Source organism: Variovorax sp. VaC1 (assembly GCF_043658315.1).
Taxonomy (GTDB): domain Bacteria; phylum Pseudomonadota; class Gammaproteobacteria; order Burkholderiales; family Burkholderiaceae_C; genus Variovorax.
Map to the genome: position 1 here is coordinate 63716 of NZ_JBIGLT010000010.1, position 21453 is coordinate 85168.

General features: G+C 66.2%; 17 protein-coding genes. 9 read left to right on the forward strand and 8 right to left on the reverse strand.

Features of this window, described 5'->3' with window-relative positions; translation table 11 throughout:
* Positions 1–66: 66 nt before the first annotated feature.
* The gene (gene metK, locus ACGLHS_RS31445) at positions 67–1248 is read left to right on the forward strand and encodes a methionine adenosyltransferase (RefSeq protein WP_093246126.1); all 1182 of its coding nucleotides are present in this window, start codon (positions 67–69) and stop codon (positions 1246–1248) included.
* A 29-nt stretch (positions 1249–1277) separates the two neighbouring features.
* Here metK and ACGLHS_RS31450 read toward each other — a convergent pair whose 3' ends face one another.
* Positions 1278–2702, reverse strand: a complete 1425-nt coding sequence (locus ACGLHS_RS31450) for a sensor histidine kinase (RefSeq protein ID WP_176801227.1) — start codon at positions 2700–2702, stop codon at positions 1278–1280.
* Positions 2703–2712: 10 nt separating this feature from the next.
* Positions 2713–3387 (reverse strand): response regulator transcription factor, encoded by a 675-nt coding sequence (locus tag ACGLHS_RS31455; protein ID WP_093246129.1) that lies wholly within the window; start codon positions 3385–3387, stop codon positions 2713–2715.
* Between the two features lie 178 nt (positions 3388–3565).
* Here ACGLHS_RS31455 and ACGLHS_RS31460 point away from each other — a divergent pair, with 178 nt between their 5' ends.
* The 3 genes from ACGLHS_RS31460 to ACGLHS_RS31470 are packed head-to-tail and all read left to right on the forward strand — an operon-like array spanning position 3566 to position 6326.
* Complete coding sequence (locus ACGLHS_RS31460) at positions 3566–4600, forward strand: ABC transporter substrate-binding protein (protein ID WP_394485735.1); 1035 nt, start codon at positions 3566–3568, stop codon at positions 4598–4600.
* 2 nt (positions 4601–4602) lie between these two features.
* Positions 4603–5421 carry an ABC transporter ATP-binding protein gene (locus ACGLHS_RS31465; protein WP_093246132.1) on the forward strand — a complete coding sequence of 273 codons (819 nt, stop codon included), beginning with the start codon at positions 4603–4605 and terminating at the stop codon, positions 5419–5421.
* 32 nt (positions 5422–5453) lie between these two features.
* The gene (locus ACGLHS_RS31470; RefSeq protein ID WP_093246134.1) at positions 5454–6326 is read left to right on the forward strand and encodes an ABC transporter permease; all 873 of its coding nucleotides are present in this window, start codon (positions 5454–5456) and stop codon (positions 6324–6326) included.
* A gap of 354 nt (positions 6327–6680) precedes the next feature.
* On the opposite strand, the gene ACGLHS_RS31475 is transcribed toward ACGLHS_RS31470, so the two are convergent.
* From ACGLHS_RS31475 to ACGLHS_RS31485, 3 genes are all read right to left on the reverse strand, one after another.
* Positions 6681–8813, reverse strand: coding sequence for a TonB-dependent receptor domain-containing protein (locus ACGLHS_RS31475; protein WP_394485738.1), 2133 nt, complete (start codon positions 8811–8813; stop codon positions 6681–6683).
* An 84-nt stretch (positions 8814–8897) separates the two neighbouring features.
* On the reverse strand, positions 8898–9083 hold the full coding sequence (locus ACGLHS_RS31480; protein WP_394485741.1) for a hypothetical protein: 186 nt from the start codon (positions 9081–9083) through the stop codon (positions 8898–8900).
* The gene (locus tag ACGLHS_RS31485; protein ID WP_394485743.1) at positions 9080–10270 is read right to left on the reverse strand and encodes a PepSY-associated TM helix domain-containing protein; all 1191 of its coding nucleotides are present in this window, start codon (positions 10268–10270) and stop codon (positions 9080–9082) included. Before ACGLHS_RS31485 ends, ACGLHS_RS31480 begins: the two co-directional genes overlap by 4 nt.
* 335 nt (positions 10271–10605) lie before the next feature.
* Between ACGLHS_RS31485 and ACGLHS_RS31490 the strand changes: the two genes are divergently transcribed.
* A complete protein-coding gene (locus ACGLHS_RS31490) occupies positions 10606–12195 on the forward strand; it encodes a phospholipase D family protein (protein ID WP_394485745.1) in 1590 nt (529 codons plus the stop codon).
* Positions 12196–12240: 45 nt separating this feature from the next.
* On the opposite strand, the gene ACGLHS_RS31495 is transcribed toward ACGLHS_RS31490, so the two are convergent.
* Complete coding sequence (locus tag ACGLHS_RS31495; protein WP_394485747.1) at positions 12241–13326, reverse strand: agmatine/peptidylarginine deiminase; 1086 nt, start codon at positions 13324–13326, stop codon at positions 12241–12243.
* A 99-nt stretch (positions 13327–13425) separates the two neighbouring features.
* On the opposite strand from ACGLHS_RS31495, the gene ACGLHS_RS31500 reads away from it, so the two are divergent.
* From ACGLHS_RS31500 to ACGLHS_RS31510, 3 genes are all read left to right on the forward strand, one after another.
* Positions 13426–14310: a LysR family transcriptional regulator gene (locus ACGLHS_RS31500; protein WP_394485750.1), complete on the forward strand. Its 885-nt coding sequence runs from the start codon at positions 13426–13428 to the stop codon at positions 14308–14310.
* A gap of 79 nt (positions 14311–14389) precedes the next feature.
* Positions 14390–15571 carry an agmatine/peptidylarginine deiminase gene (locus ACGLHS_RS31505; RefSeq protein ID WP_394485752.1) on the forward strand — a complete coding sequence of 394 codons (1182 nt, stop codon included), beginning with the start codon at positions 14390–14392 and terminating at the stop codon, positions 15569–15571.
* Between the two features lie 25 nt (positions 15572–15596).
* Positions 15597–16694 carry an agmatine/peptidylarginine deiminase gene (locus ACGLHS_RS31510; RefSeq protein WP_394485754.1) on the forward strand — a complete coding sequence of 366 codons (1098 nt, stop codon included), beginning with the start codon at positions 15597–15599 and terminating at the stop codon, positions 16692–16694.
* Positions 16695–16892: 198 nt separating this feature from the next.
* Here the strand turns inward: ACGLHS_RS31510 and ACGLHS_RS31515 are convergent, their stop codons facing one another.
* Together ACGLHS_RS31515 and ACGLHS_RS31520 are read right to left on the reverse strand one after the other, a co-directional pair.
* Positions 16893–17579, reverse strand: a complete 687-nt coding sequence (locus ACGLHS_RS31515) for an alpha/beta hydrolase (protein ID WP_394485756.1) — start codon at positions 17577–17579, stop codon at positions 16893–16895.
* Positions 17580–17757: 178 nt separating this feature from the next.
* Positions 17758–18735, reverse strand: a complete 978-nt coding sequence (locus ACGLHS_RS31520) for a cupin domain-containing protein (RefSeq protein ID WP_394485758.1) — start codon at positions 18733–18735, stop codon at positions 17758–17760.
* 852 nt (positions 18736–19587) lie between these two features.
* Here ACGLHS_RS31520 and ACGLHS_RS31525 point away from each other — a divergent pair.
* Positions 19588–21453: ESPR-type extended signal peptide-containing protein (locus ACGLHS_RS31525; protein WP_394485761.1), on the forward strand; the 1866-nt coding region annotated here is incomplete at its 3' end.

A 21453-nucleotide genomic window follows, 5' to 3' on the forward strand; every position in this document is an offset into this window, starting at 1 on the left:
TAAAGCGTTCGCCAGGGCTCCGCAGAGTTGGCAACGCGCCAAGTCACTTACAGGAGCTTTGAACAAATGGCGAACGACTTCCTCTTCACTTCCGAATCGGTTTCCGAAGGCCACCCCGACAAGGTCGCCGACCAGATCTCGGATGCCATCCTGGACGCGATCTTCGAGCAGGACCCCCGCAGCCGCGTGGCCGCCGAGACGCTGACCAACACCGGCCTCGTGGTGCTCGCCGGCGAGATCACGACCAACGCGCACGTCGACTACATCCAGGTCGCACGCGACACCATCAAGCGCATCGGCTACGACAACACCGACTACGGCATCGACTACAAGGGTTGTGCCGTGATGGTCTGCTACGACAAGCAGTCCAACGACATCGCCCAGGGCGTGGACCACGCGTCGGATGACCACCTGAACACCGGCGCCGGCGACCAGGGCCTGATGTTCGGCTACGCCTGCGACGAAACGCCCGAACTGATGCCCGCGCCGATCTACTACGCGCACCGCCTCGTGGAGCGCCAGGCCCAACTGCGCAAGGACGGCCGCCTGCCCTTCCTGCGCCCGGACGCCAAGAGCCAGGTCACGATGCGCTACGTCGACGGCAAGCCGCACAGCATCGACACCGTGGTGCTCTCGACGCAGCACAGCCCCGACCAGAGCGAAACCTCGACCAAGATGAAGGCCTCGTTCAACGAAGCCATCATCGAGGAGATCATCAAGCCGGTGCTGCCCAAGGAGTGGCTCAAGGAAACGCGCTACCTGATCAACCCGACCGGCCGCTTCGTCATCGGCGGCCCGCAAGGCGATTGCGGCCTGACTGGCCGCAAGATCATCGTCGACACCTACGGCGGCGCCTGCCCGCACGGTGGCGGCGCCTTCTCGGGCAAGGACCCGTCGAAGGTCGACCGCTCGGCCGCCTACGCCGCACGCTACGTGGCCAAGAACATCGTGGCCGCCGGCATCGCGCGCCAGTGCCAGATCCAGGTGGCCTACGCGATCGGCGTGGCCGAGCCGATGAACATCACGGTCTACACCGAAGGCACGGGCCTCATCCCCGACGAGAAGATCGCGGCCCTCGTGCGCGAGCACTTCGACCTGCGTCCGAAGGGCATCATCCAGATGCTCGACCTGCTGCGTCCGATCTACCAGAAGACCGCCGCCTACGGCCACTTCGGCCGCGAAGAGCCCGAGTTCACCTGGGAAGCGACGAACCAGGCCGCCGCACTGCGCGCAGCCGCCGGCCTCTGACCCGAGAAGGTTGATCCCCGGTCGCCGCCTCAGGCGACGACCGGCGGAAACTGCACCGTGACCAGCAGCCCCTGCGCCTCGCGCGGGTTGGCTGCCAGGTCTACGTTCGCATCGAAGGCCCGCGCAATCTCGCGCACGATGGCCAGCCCCAGCCCCGTTCCCTCGGTGTCCTGCGACACCCGGTAGAAGCGCTCGAACACGCGTTCGCGCACCTCGGCGGGAATGCCGGGGCCGTTGTCCTCCACCGTCAACACCACGACAGCACCTTCCGCCTGCCGCACGCCGACGGTCACGCGACCGCCCTCCTGCGTGTAGCGCAGCGCGTTGTCGAGCAGGTTCGTCACCAACGCATCGAGCAGCGCCGGCTGCGCCCGCACGAACGCGCCTTGCGGCCCCACATCCGCCTCCAGCCCCAGGTCGATGCCGCGCCGGTCGGCCAGCGCGGCCAGTTGCTCGACGCAGCGCAACGCCACCGCCGCCAGATCGACCCGCTCCAGCCGCGTGTGCGCGTCGCCGTGCTCGGCCTGCGCCAGCAGCAGGAGCTTGTTGGTCACGTCGACCAGCCGGCGGTTGCTGGTCTGCATCGCCAGCCACATCGCGTCCATGTCGGCGCGGCGCGTGTCCCATTCGCCGCGATGCTGCCGCGTGTAGCGCGCGAACTCGATCTGCGAGGCCTGCATCGCCAGCGGTGTGCGCAACTGATGCGCCGCATCGGCGATGAAGCGGCGCTGCGCTTCGGAGTGCGCCTTGAGCTGGCCCACGAAGCGGTTGATGGTGTCGGCCACCGGCCGCAGCTCGGTGTGCAGTGCCTGCGGGTCCACCGTGAGGTCGAGGTGCAGGGGATCGCGCTGCGCGAGCTGCTGGCTCAGCCGCACGATCGGGCGCAGCTCCAGCGTCAGCGCCGCCACGGCCAGCGCGATGGCGAGCACCAGCGCGATCAGCAGGTACTGCATCGAAGGCCACCACAAGGTGCGCAACATGTGGTCGCGGCTGCGCTCGGTCTTGCCCACGGCGATGGTGATGTCGCGCGCGCCGCCGGCCTCGTACATCGAGCGCGTGGTGACCACCGCGCGCAACGGCCAGCCGGCGAAGTGCGTGTCGTACCACTGCGCGCGGTCGGTGCCCTCGGGCTTGCGCACCTTGGGCAGCGGAAAGTTGGCCGAGCCGGCCAGCACCTCGCCGTCGGACCCCATCACACTGAGGAACACGTGGTCGCGGTCGGACGACACGAACAGGCTCAGCGCCGAAGGCGGCACGCTGGCCTTGATGTCATCGTCTTCCCAGATCAGCCGGTCCGACAGCACCTTGGCGGACGACAGCAGGTCGTGGTCCTGCACGTAGTCGGCCACCTCCGCGGCATTGCGCCAATTGAGCCAGCCGCAGATCGCGACGAACACCGACATCGGCAGCAGCAGCCACAGCGCAAGGCGCAGGCGCAGGCTGGCGCGCTTCATCCGTGCGCCCTCAGTCTTCCTGGCGCGTGCGCAGCAGGTAGCCCACGCCGCGCAAGGTGATGATGGTCGCCTGGCTGGCTTCGAGCTTCTTGCGCAGGCGGTGGATGTAGATGTCGACCGCATCGGCACTCGGCTCGTCGTCCAGCCCGAAGATCGCGTCGATCAGCGCCTGCTTGGAGACGGTGCTTCCCGCCTTGAGCATGAGCGTTTCGAGCAGCGTGCGCTCGCGCGGCGGCAGCGCCAGCTCTTCGCCCGCCAGCGTGAACTGCCGCGTGCGCAGGTCGTACTGCAGGTCGCCGCAGGCGATGTCGTTGGTCTTGCCCGGCATCTGGCGGCGCACCAGCACCTTGATGCGCGCGACCAGCTCGCGGATCTCGAAGGGCTTCACGAGGTAGTCGTCGGCGCCGATCTCCAGGCACAGCACCTTCTGGTCGAGCGATGCCGTGGCCGTGAGGATGATCACCGGCACCGCATCGCCCCGCTCGCGCAGCCGCCGCAACACCGCCTTGCCCGATAGCTGCGGGATGTTCAGGTCCAGCAGCACCACGTCGTAGGCCGTCTGCAGCAGCAGGCGGTCGGCCGCGTCGCCGTTGTCCACGTGGTCGACCACGAAGTCCTGCTCGCGCAGCAGGCTCGCGAGCCAGTGCGCGAGTTGCGGGTTGTCTTCGATGAGCAGCAGCTTCATTAGGGGCGGGGTGGTGGCGGTGGATTCTAGGAAGCATCGCGCGGCCCTAGGGATAACCATGACAAATCATGCGGGCCGCCGAAAGCTGGCCGAAGGATGCCGCTTTCTAGACTGGCCCCGTCCTGCGGCAGATGTGCGCGGACCGACTTCCAATTCAATACCAACACGGAGAGACACCATGTCCCTGTCGACGTTCGCCACCCGCCGCACCCTGCTGGCTGCCGCCCTGTGCACCGCCCTCGCCGCCGCCGCGCCGCTCGCGCAGGCCGCCGATGCGCCGATCACCATCATGGTGGGCGGCATCAACAAGATCATCTACCTGCCGGCCAAGCTCACCGAGGTGCTGGGCCACTTCAAGGACGAGGGCCTGAACGTCGAGCTGCAGTCGCAGCCGGCCGGCGTCGACGCCGAGAACCAGTTGATCGCCGGCGCCGTGCAGGGCGTGGTGGGCTTCTACGACCACACCATCGATCTGCAGAGCAAGGGCAAGGAGATCCAGGCCATCGCCGTGTTCTGCAAGGTGCCGGGCGAAGTGGAACTGGTCTCGACCAAGGCTGCGGCCGCGGGCTTCAAGAGCATGGCCGATGCCAAGGGCGGCAAGACGCTGGGCGTGACGGGCCTGGGCTCGTCGACCGACTTCCTCACCCGCTACCTGGCCGACCGCGCCGGCGTGGCCTCGAAGGAATACTCGCTGCTGCCCGTGGGCGCCGGCAACACCTTCATCGCGGCCATGAAGCAGGACCGCATCCAGGCCGGCATGACCACCGAGCCGACCGTGTCGCAGATGCTCAAGACCGGCGACGCCAAGATTCTGGTCGACCTGCGCACCGAGCCCGACACCGTCAAGGCCCTGGGCGGCCTCTACCCTGCGGCCAGCCTGTACGTACAGAACACCTGGGCCGAGTCGCACAAGGCCGAAGCCACCAAGCTGGCCCGCGCCTTCGCGCGCACCATGCAATACATCAGCACCCACAGCGCCGAAGAAATCGCCGAGAAGATGCCGCGCGACTACTACGGCAACGACAAGGCGCTGTACATCGAGGCACTGAAGGCCTCGCTGCCGATGTTCACGACCGACGCGAAGATGCCGGCCGGTGGCCCCGAGAACGTGCTGAAGGTGCTCGCCACCTACAAGCCGCTGGTCAAGAGCAAGAACATCGACCTGTCCAAGACCTACAGCAACGCCTACCTGGCAGCAGCGGCGGCGAAGTGACCATGCGCAACGGAACCCCTTCCAGCAACAGCAGCAGCACCGCCGTGACCTCGGCCATCGACTTCAACGACGTGTCGCTGCGCTTCATCTCGCAGGACGGCAACGCCACCGTGGCGCTGCGCAACTTCAGCATGTCGGTGGCGCGCGGCGAGTTCGTCGCCATCGTCGGGCCCACGGGCTGCGGCAAGTCGACCACGCTGAACATGATCACCGGCCTGCTCAAGCCCACCGTGGGCGACGTGAAGGTGATGGGCCAGCCAGTGAACGGCGTCGATCCGCGCATCGGCTTCGTGTTCCAGGCCGACGCGGTGTTCCCGTGGCGCAGCGTGGAAGACAACGTGGCCGCCGGCCCGGTGTTCCGCGGCAAGCCGAAGAAAGAGGCGATGGAACTGGCGCAGGAGTGGATCCACCGCGTGGGGCTTTCCAAGTTCGGCAAGCACTACCCGCACCAGCTGTCGGGCGGCATGCGCAAGCGCGTGGCGCTGGCGCAGACCTTCATCAACAACCCCGAGATCCTGCTGATGGACGAGCCCTTCTCGGCGCTCGACATGCAGACGCGCACGCTGATGCAGGACGAGCTGCTACAGCTGTGGTCGGGCAACGGCGGCAGTGTGGTGTTCGTGACGCACGACCTGGAAGAAGCCATTGCGCTGGCCGACCGCGTGTTCGTGCTGTCGGCGCGCCCCGCCACGCTCAAGCGGGTGTACGAGATCGACCTGCCGCGCCCGCGCGTCATGTCGGAGGTGCGCTACGACAAGCAGTTCATCGAACTCTCGAAGCACATCTGGGACGACCTGCGCGAGGAGGTGGTCATTCAATGAACACCGCAACCATCACGACAACAACGAAGACCATGACGCCCTCCACCACCCCCGCGGCCGCCGTGCTGCCCTCTTCGCTCAGCGACGCCGCGCTGGCACGCGAGTCTGAAATTGCGCAGGCGGCCATTCGCGGCCGTCGCCGCATGATCATCGCGCTGCGGCTGATCGTGCTGGTGGTCGCGCTCGGCGGCTGGGAGATCGCGGCGCGCCTGAAGTGGATCGACCCCTTCTTCTATTCGATGCCTTCGATGATCTACGACCAGCTCGTGGAGTGGATGCGCGACGGCACGTCGCAAGGCTCGCTGTGGATGCAGGTCGCGGTGACGCTCGAGGAAACGGTGATCGGCTTCCTGATCGGCTCGGTGGCCGGCGTGCTGTGCGGCATCATCCTGGGCCGCAACAAGCTGCTGTCGGACGTGTTCAGCCTCTACATCCAGATCGCCAACTCGATCCCGCGCGTGGTGCTGGGTTCGATCTTCGTGATCGCGCTGGGCCTGGGCATGGCGTCGAAGGTGGCGCTGGCCGTGGTGATGGTGTTCTTCGTGGTCTTCGGCAATGCCTTCCAGGGTGTGCGCGAAGCCGACAAGTACATGATCGCGAACGCGCAGATTCTGGGCGCCTCGCCGCGTCAGGTGACGATGTCGGTGGTGATCCCGTCGGCCATGTCGTGGATTCTTGCCAGCCTGCACGTGAGCTTCGGCTTCGCGCTGGTCGGTGCGGTGGTCGGCGAGTTTCTCGGCGCCAAGGAAGGCATCGGCCTGCTGATCTCGACGGCACAAGGCGCGTTCAATGCGAGCGGCGTGTTCGCGGCGATGATCGTTCTTGCTGTGGTGGCGCTTGCTGCGGACTTCTTGCTGAGTTCGCTTGAGAAGCGGCTGTTGAAGTGGCGGCCTGCTGCGTTCTGAAGACGACGCGTTGAGACGACTGACGAACGGCGGGCACCACCCGCCGTTTTTCTTTTGGGGCCGCGATTCGGGATGTGTGCACAGGACACCGGGTACTCCCCTCCGCGAATGTCCCCCGGGGCTTCGCCCCTCCTCCTTTATTTCGCTGCGGGGAGCACCCGATGCCCTGCGCACAAGAAGCGCGGTCGTTGTGCTGGTCGATCAACGACTGCTCTGAACAACGCTCACGCTGGCGGGGTGCCTTGCGCAGCGAAATAAAGGAGGAGGCCGCAGGCCGGGGGACATTCGCGGAGCAAGGCACCCCGTCAGCGTGAGCGCCGCCCTGAACAACGACCCGCAACACAACACCTCGGTTCAGAACCGGTAGGCGCCACTCAACCCCACGGTCCAATTTCGCCCCGGTGCCGGCTCGTAGTACCGGCCATTGCCTTCATTGACGATCACCGAGCCCACATAGCGCCGGTCGAACAGGTTGTCGATGCGCGCGAAGGCGTTGAACTCCCAGCGCTCCCACTTCTTCAGATAGCCCGCATAGGCGGCCACCACCGCATAGCCCGCCGCGACGGCGGTGTTGACATCGTTGGCCTGGATGCGGCCCAGCGCGCGCATCTCCACACCCGTGCGCCAGCCTTCGGGAGGCACCCAGCCCAGCGATGCGAACAACGACTGGCGCGCGATCCCCGGAATGCGGTTGCCAGCGGCCACGGTGTTCGCGGCGCCGCAAGGCGATGGCGAGCAGAAGGCGTCGCGGTAGGTCGCATCCAGCCACGTGTAGGCCAGCTGCGTTCGCCAATGGTTGGCCGTCTCGTGCTGCCAGCCCAGCTCGAAGCCATTGCGCCGCGTGCGCCCGGCGTTCTGGAAAGTCGCGCGACCGCCGATGTTGGTGTCGGTCACGATCTCGTCGCGCGTGCGGGTCTGGAACAACGCGGCGGTCAGCAGGCCACCCGCAAGGCGGGCCTTCGCGCCGACTTCGATGCTGTCGTTGACCGAGGGCCGCAGCGCGAAGTTCAGGCCGCTGGCGCCGTTCGCGCGGTATGAAAGCTCGTTGAGCGTCGGCGTCTCGAAGCCTCGCCCGATGGAACCGTACAGCGCCAGATCCGGCGTGGCCTGGTAGCGCAGCGACGCCACGGGCAGCGTGCGGCTGTAGCGCGCGTTGCCGCTGTCGTCGCGGTTGGTGCCGACGATGTAATAGTCCTGCGAGTCGAAGTGCACGCTGCTGCGGCGCACGCCGGCCTCGAGCGTCCATCGGTCGGTGAAGCGCCACGTGGCTTGCGCGTAGGGGTCGAGGTTCCAGACAGTGTTGCGCTCGTTGCGGCGCAGTCGCCCCTGCACGCCGAGCAGCGGTGCCGCGACGGGCCCCAGGTAGTTCTCGTAGCCGCGGCGCTGCTCGCGCAGGCTGTCGTAGCCCAGGCCCGCGACCACGTCGAGCGGTCGGTCGGCCAGTTGCAATGCGGCGCTCCAGCGCAGGTCGATGCCGCCGTACTGCCGCGAAAGATCGATCACGCCGCCTGCGTGCAACGGGTTCTGCTGGGCGGACACCGGAATCGACTGGTACTGCGTGGTCTTGCGCTCGCCGCCGTAGACCATGAGGCGCAACGCCTGGGTGGTGTCGATGCGCCGCTCGTAGAGCAGGCCGACCTGCGTCTGCTCGACCGTCTTGCGGGTGTTGTACTGGTTGGCGAGCGGCGCGTTGCGCGGCGCCAGCGCGTACTGGTCCGCAGTAAGGCCGAGCGGGTCTTGCGCGTCGATGCGCACGCTGTTGAGGATCAGCGTGAGCTTGTCGCCGTTGTCCAGCGCGATGCCGAGCTTGCCGTTGGCGATGTCGCGCCGCGCGGCGCTGTGCTCGCGCCAGCCGTCGGTGTGGAAGCGGCTCGCATCGAGCAGGTAGTCGACAGCGCCCCGCGAGCCGCTGAGTTGCAGCGACTGCCGCCAGGTGCCGAAGCTGCCGCCTGCGAGCGAATACGAAAGGCGCGGCGCGCCCTCGCCCGAAGCGGTGAACGCCTGCACCACGCCGCCGGAAGAATTGCCATAGAGCGCGGAGAACGGCCCGCGCAGCACCTCGATGCGATCGACCGAACCGATGTCGATGTTCGAGGTCTGGCCCTGGCCGTCGGGCAAGGTGGCGGGAATGCCATCGACATACAGGCGCACACCGCGCACGCCGAAGGTAGAGCGTGCGCCGAAGCCGCGAATGGACAGCTGCAGGTCTTGCGCGTAGTTCAGCCGGTTCTGCACCTGCAGCCCCGGCACGGCACCCAGGCCTTCGGAGAGGTTGACCTGCAGGCGGCTGTCGCGCATTTCATCGCCGTCGATCCGGTCCACCGAGCCGGGAACGTTGAAAGGCGTGACTTCGCCGCGCGGAGTAGAGACGGTCACTTCGCGCAGCCGGCCCGCCGCCGCATCGGCCTGCGGTTCCTGCTGTGCCTGCGCGGCGAATGGAACGCCCAGCATCAGCAGCCGGGCAGCGGTGGCGAAGGCAACATTCATCGCACCGATTCTGCTTCGGTGCGCCGGGCGGCCTGCCTAGCGAGAACCCGCTCAGAGGCGGGAAACACCCCGCTGGTTAGCTAGCTAGCGCGAAGGACGGCGCCAGCCATACCACCCACACACGACCACGGGGATGCCCAGAGCGAACCACGCCAGGATGTCGCCCAGCCCGCCATCGCTGAAGAGCGCGGAGATCAGGCCGAAGGTCGTGAGCAGGCCGAGCACGATCGGCCAGCGCCACATGCGCCAGAAGCTCTGATGCTGTTTCATGCCTGTGCCTTCATCGCCGGTGCAGGCTCGGGTTGCGACGACGCGTCGGGCGCGGGCTTTTCATGCGCCGCTGCCTTGGGGGAAGCAGGCACGGGGTTGCCTCGCTTGAGCCAGAGGTACAGCCCGCTGCCCAGCACGATGATGGTCGCGATGTCGAGCAGCGCCCAGATGATCTGCATCGGCATGCCGCCGTAGTCGCCGAAGTGCAGCGGCTGCGACACCAAGAGCGCCGTGAGGTACCAGGGCAGCTTGGGCGCCGCGGTGACCTCGGCCGTTTTCGCATCGACCAGCACCGGCTGGTACAGCTTCGAGGTGAAGGGCTCGTTGCCGCGCAGGAAGAAGGTGGTGTGGTGCGGACTCGAGAACGAGGTGCCCGGGAAGGCGATGAACGACAGCTTGGTGTCGGGGGCGCGCTGCATGGCGGCTTCCATCGAACGCTGCACAGAGCCGCGCTCGGCCACCGGCACCGTCGGCTCGCCCTTGTAGGGCGCGAGCAGCGCGCTGAGCTGGTCGTGCTGCCAGTACTTGATGAGCAGGTCGGCCCACGTGTTGATCATGCCGGTGGAGCCCACCACGAAGAGCCACACCAGCGTGACGACGCCCAGCAGGTTGTGCAGGTCAAGCCACTTCAGGCGGGGCCGCTTGTCGCGGCGCACGGTCCCGAAGTCGAGCTTGCGCATGAAGGGCGAGTACAGCACCACGCCCGAGACGATGGCCAGCAGCAGCAGCAGCCCCATGAAGCCCAGGAAGAGCTTGCCGGGCAGCCCGGCAAAGAGGTCGACGTGCAGCTTGTACATCACGTACATGAAGCCCTCGTCGAACTTCGGCTGCGCCAGCACGACACCCGTGCGCGCATCGACCGCCACCGACTTGAAGTCGTCGGTCGGCTCGGGCGTGTGCGTGAGCGTGACGAACCACAGGTTGTCGTCGTCATCGGCCTGCGAGGCGAACTGCACCACGCGGTCGGGGTGCCTGGCCTTCGCGATCTCGAGCACGCGGTCCAGGCTGATGTGCGGCGTGCCCGGCGCCATCTTCGGTGCCTCGACTTCGGTGCCCAGCAGGTGGCGGATCTCGTGGGTGAAGATCAGCGGCAGCCCCGTGATGCACAGCAGCAGCATGAACAGCGTGCAGACGAGGCTGCTCCACTTGTGCACCCAGGCCCAGGTCTTGATCTTTCGGCTGTTCATGTCGTGACTGTGCTTGGCGGATGAATGTTGAAAACGTCAGGGCGGGCGGGCGATGCACTCGGGCAGGTCGACGTGCCCCGATACAAGGCGGCAGATGTCGAGGGTGTCGAAGACCCGGCCTTCCCGGGCGCTTTCGCACTGGCGCGCGAAGAAGCGGTTCTGCGCCACCCCAACAACACAATTAAGAACCATTCTCATTTTAGTAGCCACAAAGTCTCAATCCGGCCAATTCCACCTTTGGCGCGGGGCGTTGCGTTGCGAAATTGCGTCCTCGATCACGGGCGAAGCGGCTACGATGCCGCCCGCACGGGCTTCTCCGTGTATCGACAGCCCTCATGCACAAGCTCATTGCCTTTCTTTTTCCCGCGCTGCGCGGTCCGGCTCTGCTGCTGATTGCCTTCGCATTGGTGGGCTGCGCCGGCCTTCCGCCCAGGACGCCCGAGCCACCGTCGCTGGCGATCGCGGCATCGCCCGCCACGGCGCTCGGCCACGCGGCCGAAAGCCTGAACTCGCCGCCCGATGGGCTGACCAGCATGCGGCCGTTGATCGAGGCGTCCTATGCGCTCGATGCGCGGCTGGAACTGATGCGCCGCGCCCAGTCGTCGCTCGACGTCCAGACCTACCAGCTCGGCAACGACAAGACCGGCCGGCTGATCCTGCGCGAGCTGCGCAACGCCGCCCGGCGCGGCGTGCGCGTGCGGTTGCTGCTCGACGATTTCTACACGGCGGGCATGGACCGCCTGCTGCTCGGCCTGGCGGCGGAGCCCAATGCCGAAGTCCGCCTGTTCAATCCCTTCGTCAATGCGCGCGATCACTCGTCCGGACGCTGGCTTGAATTCTTCGGCGACTTCCGCCGGCTCAACCACCGCATGCACAACAAGCTGTTCGTGGCCGATGGCGCGATGGTCATCGCGGGCGGACGCAACCTGGCCGACGAGTATTTCCTGCGCAGCGAAAGCGCGAATTTCATCGACTTCGAACTGCTCATGGCCGGCCCGGTGGTTCCCGAGGCGGCGGCCATCTTCGACACCTACTGGAACAGCGACGTGGTCTACCCCCTGCAACGGGTGGCCAGCACCAGCCTGACGCCGGAACGGCTCAAGACCGACTTCGACAGCGCCACCTCCCCCGCCCACGCGCCAGCGCCCGACCCGCTCCCCATCACCGACCTGCTGGGCGACCTGCCCCTGGGCGCGCAGCTTGCGAACATCGACGAGGTGAAGTGGATGCGCGCCGAAGCGCATGCCACCGCCGACAGCCCCAACAAGGCGCTGGGCGTCATGACGCACCCCACCGAATCGCTGGCGCAGCGCTTTCACGAGATGACGGCCACCGCGCAGTCGAACGTGGTGGTGATCTCGCCCTACTTCATTCCGGGCGACGAGGGCATGGAGCGCATCCGCATGGGGCGCGAGCATGGCGTGAACATCACCGTGATCACCAACTCGCTGGCCGACAGCGACGAGCCGCTGGTCAACATCAACTACAACCGCTACCGCGTCGACATGCTCAAGCTGGGTGTGAACCTGTACGAGGTGAGCACCCAGCAGCTCAAGCGCAGCGGGCAGTTCCGCGACCTGCTCAAGAAGGCGCGCGGCCGGCTGCACGCCAAGCTGGCACTGATCGACCGCCAGTGGGTGCTGCTCGGCTCCATGAACCTCGACCCGCGCTCGGCCCGGCTGAACACCGAGTTCGGCGTGCGCGTGCGCAGCTTCGACCTTGCTCAGGCGCTGCTGTTCGCCTACCAGCTGGACGACATCGAGGGCGTCTACCGCGTCGTGCTCAAGCCCGATGGCCAGAACGTGCAGTGGATCGGCACCGGCGACGTCAACAACGAGGTACTCGACAGCGAGCCCGATTCGAGCATGCTGACCCGGCTGCAGCTGCTGCTCTTTTCCTGGTTCGTGCCTACCGACCAGTTGTGAGCAGGTAGGCGGGCATAGCGCGGCGACGCGGCGGCCCGCTCAACATCAGGCGCATGGCGCCGCCGCCAGCTCGCAAACAGCCAACCGGCTCCCCAGCATCGGCTGCTGCTGCGTAGCGCAATGCGTGGCGCCGCCGCCCAGCGAGATCGCGCCGATCGGCAGCAGCTCGATCCGGCGGTCCGGGAAGGCGCGGGCGAACACCTCGCGCGCCTGTTCGTCCTGGGGCACGTCGAAGGCGGTGGAAATCACCGCGCCATTCACGAGGATGTAGTTCGCATAGATGTCGCAGAAACGCGCGCTGCCGTGGTTCTGCGCCCCGCGCGGCACGGGCAGATCGAGGATCTCGAAACGGCGGCCCTGCACGTCGGTGGCCAGTTCGAGGGCGCGGCGGTTTTCCTGCATCGCGCGGTAGTAATCGCCCTGGTCAGGGTCGGCCGCATTGAAGAGAACCCTGCCCGGCGCGATGAAGGAGGCGATGCCGTCCACGTGGCCGTCGGTCTCGACTTCGGCCGGGTTGCCCGGCAGCCAGACGATCTTCTGCACGCCGAGCATGCGCCGCAGCTCGGCCTCGATGTCCGCCTTGCACATGCCAGGGTTGCGGTTGTCGTGCAGCAGGCAGCTTTCGGTGGTCAGCAGCGTGCCCTGCCCGTCCACGTAGAAAGCACCGCCTTCGAGCACCATGTCCGACTGCACCAGCGGCACCTGGGCCAGCGCCGCGATGTCCGCGGCGGCGCGCCGGCAGCCGTCGTAAGGGTGGTACTTCTCGCCCCATGCATTGAAGCGAAAACCCACCGCCGTCTGGGTGAGGCGGTTTTCGTCGACGAGGAACACGGGGCCGCAGTCGCGCAGCCAGTTGTCCTCGACAGCCATGGGCACGACGGTGACCTGCGGGCCGCAGATTTCACGGGCCATGGCCGCCAGCGGCGCGTGCGCCGCCACGATGCAGCGCTGGTAGCGGGCGATCGTGCGGGCCAGCAGCCCGAACGCGCGGCAGACCTCGTCGTAGTGCGCGCCCCAGAGTTCTTCGCGGTTGTCCAGCACGGGCCAGCCCAGCCAGGTAGCGGCCATCGGCTCCCATTCGGCGGGCATGCGCAGCCCGGCACGGCGGGCGTCGAAATCGTTCGAGATCAAGGTGTCCTTTTGGAAGGTATTTCAGGAACGACGACTTTGACTTGAAGCCAGTTAATAAAAAAGCGACATTTCTTGCGTCTACCCATCCAAGAAATTCATATGTCGAACGCCAGACTGCCGTCCTTCAAATTCCTGATCGGCTTCGAAGCGGCCGCGCGCCTGGGCAATTACTCGCGCGCGGCAGACGAGCTTTTCATCTCGCAGTCCGCCGTCAGCCACCAGATCGCACAGCTGGAGCAACAGGTCGGCCAGCCGCTGTTCCGGCGCCGGGGGCGCGGCGTGGAGCTGACGGTGGCGGGGCGCCTGCTGCTGGACAGCGTGAGCAAGTCGCTCGAGCAGATTCGCAACGGGCTCAACCGCATCGAGACCTACATGGACGACAACCTCGTCACGCTGGTCTGCCCGGCCCCCGTCGCCAGCGGCTGGCTGCAGCCCCGCGTGGAGCGGCTGCTGCAGGCGTACCCCGCGCTGTGTCCGATCATTTCGATCGACGAGACCGCCCGCTACATCGACGAGCTGGACGTGGACATCGCGATCACGCGCGAACCGCTCCGGCAGCAGGGCGTGTTCGAGGTGCCGCTGCTGGTCGACGAACTGGTGGCCGTTTGCGTCCCCGGGCTGGCCGAGCGTGCGGACACCGGGCTGCTGTGCCTCGAAGGGGATCTCACGAGCGATCGGGTCGGCCCGTTCATCCGGGCGCACTTCGCCCACCTGCGCAAGGTCGCCATCTACGACGATCCGCGCCTCCTGCTCGACGCGGCGCTGCGGAGCCGGGGCATCGCGCTGGTGTCGAGCCTGCTGGCCGACGATGCCTTGCGCAATGGCAGCCTTCAGCACCTGGCGGCCAGCCCGAGACTGAGCCTGGGGACGGTGTGGATATCGCGCACCGACGGCCCGTCGCGCCTGCCACTGGTGCGCAACGTGTTCGACAGCCTGCTGCATTTTTCGCAGACCGACGCGCCTGTCATGAGCCATATTGATTGATCGAGGCAAAAAACATCAGTTATGCAAATAGGTGAAGCTCGCCAGAATTCGGGGCTCTTGGTAGTAACCCTTATTTCTCATGACAACTCGACGTACCCTCCTGGGCCTGAGCGGCCTCGGACTGATGGGCGGCCTCCTGAGCGCCTGCGGCGGAGGTGGCGGTGGCAGCGGCGCACTGGGCCTTCCGCCCATGCCTGCGCCGACCCCGGCCCCGGCTCCCTCGCCTGCCCCTTCCCCAGCGCCCACGACCGCACCCAATGCTTCCTGGCGGATGCCCGACGAAGGTGGTGCCCATCGCGCAATCTGGATGGCCTTCGCGGCACGCGAGTCCATCTGGACCAGCGAAATGCGCCAGCCCGTGCAGCAGGCACTGGCCCGCATTGCCAATGCCATCAGCGTCTATGAGCCGGTCAAGATGCTGGTCAATGCCGAAGACCTCGCCACAGCCCGCCAGCTTTGCGGCTCCAACGTGCAACTGATCGAACACGCCATCGACGACCTCTGGGCGCGCGACACGGGCTGTGTCTTCGTGCGCGATGCCCGCGGCGCGCGGGCCGCCGTGAGCTTCAACTTCAACGGCTGGGGCAACAAGCAGCCGCATGCGCGCGACGCCACGGTGGCGGCCCGCATGGCCGAGCTGGCCGGTGTGCCCTTGCTGCGCAGCCGCCTGGTGCTGGAGGGCGGCGGCATCGAGGTCGATGGGCAAGGCACGGCGATCATCACCGAGAGCTGCGTGCTCAATAAAAACCGCAACCCGGGCGTCGGCAAGGCCGAGGTAGAGGCTGAACTCCAGCGGCTGCTGGGCATCGAGAAGATCATCTGGCTGCCGGGCATCGTGCAGCCCGGCGACATCACGGACGGCCACACCGACTTCTATGCGCGCTTTCTCAAGCCCGGCGTGATCGTCGCGGCGCTGGAGAACAACAACACCCCCGATTACGACGTGACGCGGCGCCATCTGGAACTGCTGCGAACGGCCACCGATGCGCGCGGCCGCGCATTGCAGATCGTCACGCTGGAAACGCCGACCCAGGTGCGGCCCGCTTATGCACGCAAGGATTTCGCCGCCGGCTATGTGAATTTCCTGATCACCGACAAGGCGCTGTTCCTGCCCGAATTCGGCGATGCCGCAGCCGACCAGGCCGCCCGCGCGGCGCTGGCGGCGCAGTTGCCGAGCCATCAGATCGTGCAGCTGAACATCGACGCCATCGCCGCGGGCGGTGGCGGCATCCACTGCACGACACAACAGGAGCCGGTTTGATCCGGCGCCTCTTCCGGAGACCGACATGTCCCTTCCCCTGACCCGACGCCATCTGCTGCGCGGACTGAGCCTCGCCCCTCTGACCATGAACTGGACCACGCCTTCGATGGCTGCCGCACCCGAGACCTGGCGCATGCCCGACGAGGGCGAGCCGCACCGCGCCACCTGGATGTCCTTCGGGCCCAGCGAAAAAGTCTGGGGCCGGCGCTTGCTGAAGCCCGCGCGCGAGAACCTGGCCAACATCGCCCGCACCATCGCGGCCTTCGAGCCGGTGCACATGCTCGTGCGCGAGCAGGAGTACGACATCGCCGCCCGGCTGTGCGGCAACCGCGTGCAGCTCGAAGTGCAGCCGGTCGACGACCTCTGGATGCGCGACACCGGGCCGGTGTTCGTGCGCAATGCCGAGGGCCGATGGGCGGGCGTGGATTTCAACTTCAACGGCTGGGGCGGCAAGCAGGCCCATGCGCGCGACGCCGAGGTGGCCGGGTACGTCACCGGCGCCGCCAAGGCGCAGCCCCTGGCCACCAGGCTCGTGCTGGAGGGCGGCGGCATCGAGGTCGACGGGCAAGGCACGGCAATCATCACCGAGAGCTGCGTGCTCAACCCCAACCGCAACCCCGGCTTGCGCAAGGACGCCTGCGAGGCGGAGCTCAAGCGCTTGCTGGGCCTGAGCAAGATCATCTGGCTGCCCGGTATCGCGGGCCGCGACATCACCGATGGGCACACCGACTTCTATGCACGCTTTGCCGCACCGGGAGTGGTGGTCGCGGGCCTCGATGAAGACCCCGACTCCTACGACTACGCGGTGACGCGCCGCCACCTGGAAATCTTGCGGCAGGCCACCGACGCGCGCGGGCAACGCCTGCGCGTGGAAGTGCTCACGGGACCGGAAACGGTGCGCGAAGCACTCGAGACGGACGAGTTCGCGGCCGGCTACATCAACTTCTACGTCTGCAACGGCGCCGTCATCGGCCCGCAATTCGGCGACGCGCGCGCCGATGCCAATGCTCGTGCGCTGCTGCGCGACCTGTTTCCGAAACGCGAAGTGGTGCAGCTCGACATCGATGCCATTGCCGCGGGTGGCGGTGGCATTCACTGCACGACGCAGCAACAGCCGCGCTGATTCGTGCGGCTGTAGCAGCAACAACCGACGCGCACATCACCAGCGAGCGGCCGAACCGGTGTGCGGGCGTGAGCGGGTCCGACGGCTCGCTCTCGGCAGATGGCCTGCCCGCTTTGCCACTCGCCGGTGGTCCATCGGACTCGACTGCATTGAAAACGCAGCAAGAGTTCGGAGCCTTTCGCAAGGCTCCGGTGGCACCTAGCTGCTTGCAGCCTCGTCGATCAGCGCGGCCACTTCAACCGGCTTCGACGCCAGCGATGCATGGCTGGCCGCCAGCGTGATGACCTTCCTTGCGCCGAGCCGGGCAGACATGCGCTCCTGGTTGGCCGGCGCGATCATGCGGTCTTCGCTCGAGATCTGGTACCACGACGGCTTCTTCTTCCATGCCGGTGCCGTGATCGCATCGCCGAAGGTGCTGGCCAGCGGTGCCTTCTGCGTCACGCCCATCACGCGGCCTTCTTCGGCGGTCAGGTCCTGGCAGAAGCTCTCGTGGAACTTCTCGGGCACCACCCACAGGTAGCCATCGCTGTCGGGTGCGAGGTTGGCGGCCGCCACTGGCGGGTGTTCCTGCGTGATGCCGCCAGGGCTTTCACCCGCGTCGGGCGCAAAGGCCGCGATGTAGACCAGCCCGGTCACGTTCGGCAGGTCGCCGGCCTGCGTGATCACCGCGCCGCCATACGAATGGCCGACCAGCAGCACCGGGCCCTGCTGTTGCACGACCATCTTGCGCAGGCGTTCGGCATCGTCGGCCAGCGAGGTCAGCGGCAGTTCGACCGCGTGCAGCGAGGTGTAGCCCTTGCGCAGAAGTTCGGCGATGACACCGTTCCAATGTGCCGCGCCGCCCCAGAAACCGTGGACCAGAATAACGCTCGTTGTCTTGCTCACGATATGGCTCTCCTTGATTGAAATTGCGCACCGGCAACAACTGCGCGACCCGGCCTGCCGGCACATGAAGCCAGGTCAGAGAGCGGCCATTATTGGAGGCCGGGTTCAGGCTGAAATGATTCAGGCTCCAAAGAAATTTGCGCAAACGCCAACGGGCCGGCGGCCTCTGGCGGCGCGCTCAGAGCTTGGTTGCCGACGCCTGCTTGCGCCACTGTGACGGCGACAGGCCGAAGCGCTCCCGGAATGCGCGGCTGAAGGCCGCATCCGATTCGTACCCCACATCCTCCGCGATCCACCGGATCGGCTTGGACGTGTTGCCAAGGCGCTCGGACGCCTTGTCGAGCCGCCACGCGGTCAGATAGGCGCCGGGCGACTGTTCGAGCAGCGACTCGAAGTGAGCGGCGAACGACGACCTGGACATCCCCGCGATCTCCGCGAGATCGGCGACCTGCCAGGGACGCGCAGGCGCGGCGTGAATGGCAGACAGCACCTTCGCGATTCGCGGATCGAGTGCCGCCGTCAACCAGTGCGGCGCAGCGGCATCCTGCTCGGCCCAGCGGCGGATGATCTTCACGAACACGATGTCGAGCAATCGCGACACCATCACGCTGCCGCCGGGCAGCCGCCGCCTTGATTCGTCGACCATGATTTCCCAGCACAACTGAAACCACTCGAGAGGCCGTTCGTTGAGGTCGCGCAGGGTGATCGCGGTGGGCAGCGTGTCGAGCAGGCGCCGCGACATGGCGTCGTCGAAAGTGAAGCTGCCCCAGAACCATGTCGTCGAGGTGCCATCGCCGAACACGACGCGGCGGCGGTCGAAGCTCGTTTGCAATGCCTCATCGATTCCGACGATCGTTCGCGCGTGGCCGGCCTTCATGACGTGCGCCGTGCCATGCGGCAGCAGGACCAGCTCACCGGGATTCAGTTCGATGGGCGCCTCCACGCCTTCAACGTGCACGGTCACCGTGCCACGCGTCACCGCATGCATGCAGGCGGTATTGGCGGGAAACGACAGCGCGAAAGGAACCTCGGGCGTGCAGGTGAGCGCCATCTCGCCGCGGATACGGACAAGGTCCAGCAGGTCTGAAAGCGGGTCGCGCTCGGGCTGTCCGGGCCGCGGAAGCGTCGTTTCCTTCAAGGAGTCTGGCGTGTGCATGGTGTGGCCGGAGTGATGCGGGGCGAATCGACTTCTAACCGAATTTGTTATCGCCAGAGTGGCGATCGCCACCGCGCCTCGCATGGGTCTTGGCGAACCGCCGTCGAAGCACCGCAACCCTGCGGAATGTGAAGGCGGTTCCTTCAGTTGCCAACCGCGAGGTCTTTGGCAGGGCCTGGACGAATGTCAATGAATGTCATTGCTCAAGCCCCATCGCGGCCCGGACAGACGTCGGGATTGCACTCGTGCGCATGCGCCGGCGTGCCTGCCATCTTGGGAAATTGTTCACATATGTCATCAATCTGAGCCGGCGGCGTCCAAATTGACGAGCCCTTTTTCAGTACATCGTTTCAGAACGCGACGGAACTCATTGGATTGGATGCAACGGGCGAAATAAATCCGCCGGTCGCCGAAAACTTTGGCCGCATCGAGGGAGTGAGACCCATCGCTCCGCATACAGAAATTCAGCGAATCCTGAGTGGAAGCTGACGATTGACCCGGTTCGCCGAGCGCGACAAATCGCACACAAACAACCCGTCATTTAACAAACCAGGGCAGTTGTCAAAAGTCGCTGAAGACCTTGAGAAATAGTTAACACCCATAAGCAATCAAGGGCTTTTAGACTCGCGCTTTTCAAAAAATAGATAACAAAAGTTAACACGACGACGCGAGCTGGATCGAGACGATTTCAGCCGTTTGCGGGCATCAATCGATTGCAGCCACGGGGGTTGCTGCAGGTCGAGCCCGCAACTGGCGATGGCATGTCATCGAACCGGCGCGCGATGGAGAGCGGGACAGGCGAATCCGGCATCGAGCAGATGCGAGTTGGAAATTACTCAAAGAGAACTGGCTATGAATAAAACTTACCGCTCCATCTGGAACGAATCGCTTGGCGCCTGGGTGGCTGTCGCAGAAATCTTCAGCGCGCGTGGCAAGCCGAGTGCCAGCCAGCAGAGCGGCAACAGCCAGGGTCGAAAGCGATTCCGGGTGGCGAGCGTCAGCGGCGCCGTCGTCGCGGTATGCCTCGGATGGGCGAGCCTGCCCGCAGTGGCCGGTTACGGCATCTTCATCAACGACGGTTCGGACACCGCCTGTACCTGGACGTTCGATACCGCGGGCGTGTCCGTCATGGGCAACTATGGCGGCAGCAATCCCACGCCGACAGGCGCCAATTCGATGTCTCTCGGGGGATTGGGATCGGGCACGCCAGTACCCACCCTCGCCCAACTGGGCTCTCCTTCGTCGATGTGTGCCCCGACAGACAAGGCAACCCAAACAAACCGGGCGCTTTTCTACAACCCGTCGAGCGCCACCGGATCGAACTCGCTGACGCTGGGCGGAGAGCTGTACGTGAACAGCGGCAACCTGGGCTTGGGCGGCGGCACGTCCAACAACGGTTCCATGCGCATCGGCAGCAGCTCGACCTTGGCCGCTTCTTCCGGTCAGCGTGCGCTGGCCATCGGTGGCGGCACAACGGCAACGACGGCCGCTGGCGATGACGCGGTTGCGATTGGCACCGGCGCGAACGCTGCGTCAAGCGGTGCAATCGCCACGGGCTTGAACGCCTTTGCCAACGGCGCAAATACCACCGCGGTCGGCAGCGGTGCCCGGGCAAATGGCGGAGGAGCAACAGCGTTCGGCAACAACGCCAACGCTGCCTTCAGCAATGACATGGCCTTCGGCACCGGCGCAACGGCGGTTGGTGATCCAAGTGGCCTGGCACCTTCAACGGCCTTCGGCAACCTTGCAAATGCCAGCGGTGGTGGTTCTACGGCATTCGGCACCCTCTCCAACGCCGCAGGAAAGACTTCCGCGGCGTTTGGCTACGCTGCGCAGGCTGGCGCCGCGAATGCCCTGGCACTTGGCACGGCCGCAGTCGCGAACGGAAATCGCTCGGTGGCCATCGGCTCCGGAGCCACCGCGGCCGGCGATTTTTCTTCTGCTCTGGGTCGGACGGCAACCGCCACCGGCAATGGCGCCACGGCGATCGGTACGAACAGCAGTGGTGGCGCTTCGGCCGCCGCAAGCGACGCGATCGCGATTGGCGGGCAATCCGTGGTCACGTCGGGTGCCACTTCGGGTGTCGCGATCGGTCTCGGGTCCAACGCCAGCGTCGCCGGATCGGTTGCCCTTGGGCAGGGCGCGACAACCACCGGCGCCGCCACGGCTGCCACCGGTGGCACCACGACTGTCAGCAGCGCAACCATCGGTGGCACGACGTTCGGCGGCTTTGCAGGCGCCAGCTCGTCCGCAGGCGTGGTGAGTGTCGGCGGCCCGGGTGCGGAGCGCCGCATTCAGAACGTCGCCGCCGGCCTGGTTGGTGCCAGCAGCACCGACGCGATCAACGGCAGCCAGCTGTACTCCGTGGCGAGCACGACGACGAGCAACATCAGCAGTTTGTCGACCTCGACTTCCACCGGGATCAGCAGCCTGTCGACCTCGACGTCTACGGGCCTGAGCACCGCGACCAGCAGCATCAGGAGCCTGTCGACTTCGACCTCGACCGGTCTGAGTACAGCGACCAGCAGCATCGGCAGCCTGTCGACTTCGACTTCCACGGGCCTGAGCACTGCGACCAGCAGCATCAGCAGCCTGTCGACTTCGACATCGACGGGCCTGAGCACGGCGACGAGCAGCATCGGCAGCTTGTCGACCTCGACTTCCACGGGGATCAGCAGCCTGTCGACCTCGACGTCTACGGGCCTGAGCACCGCGACG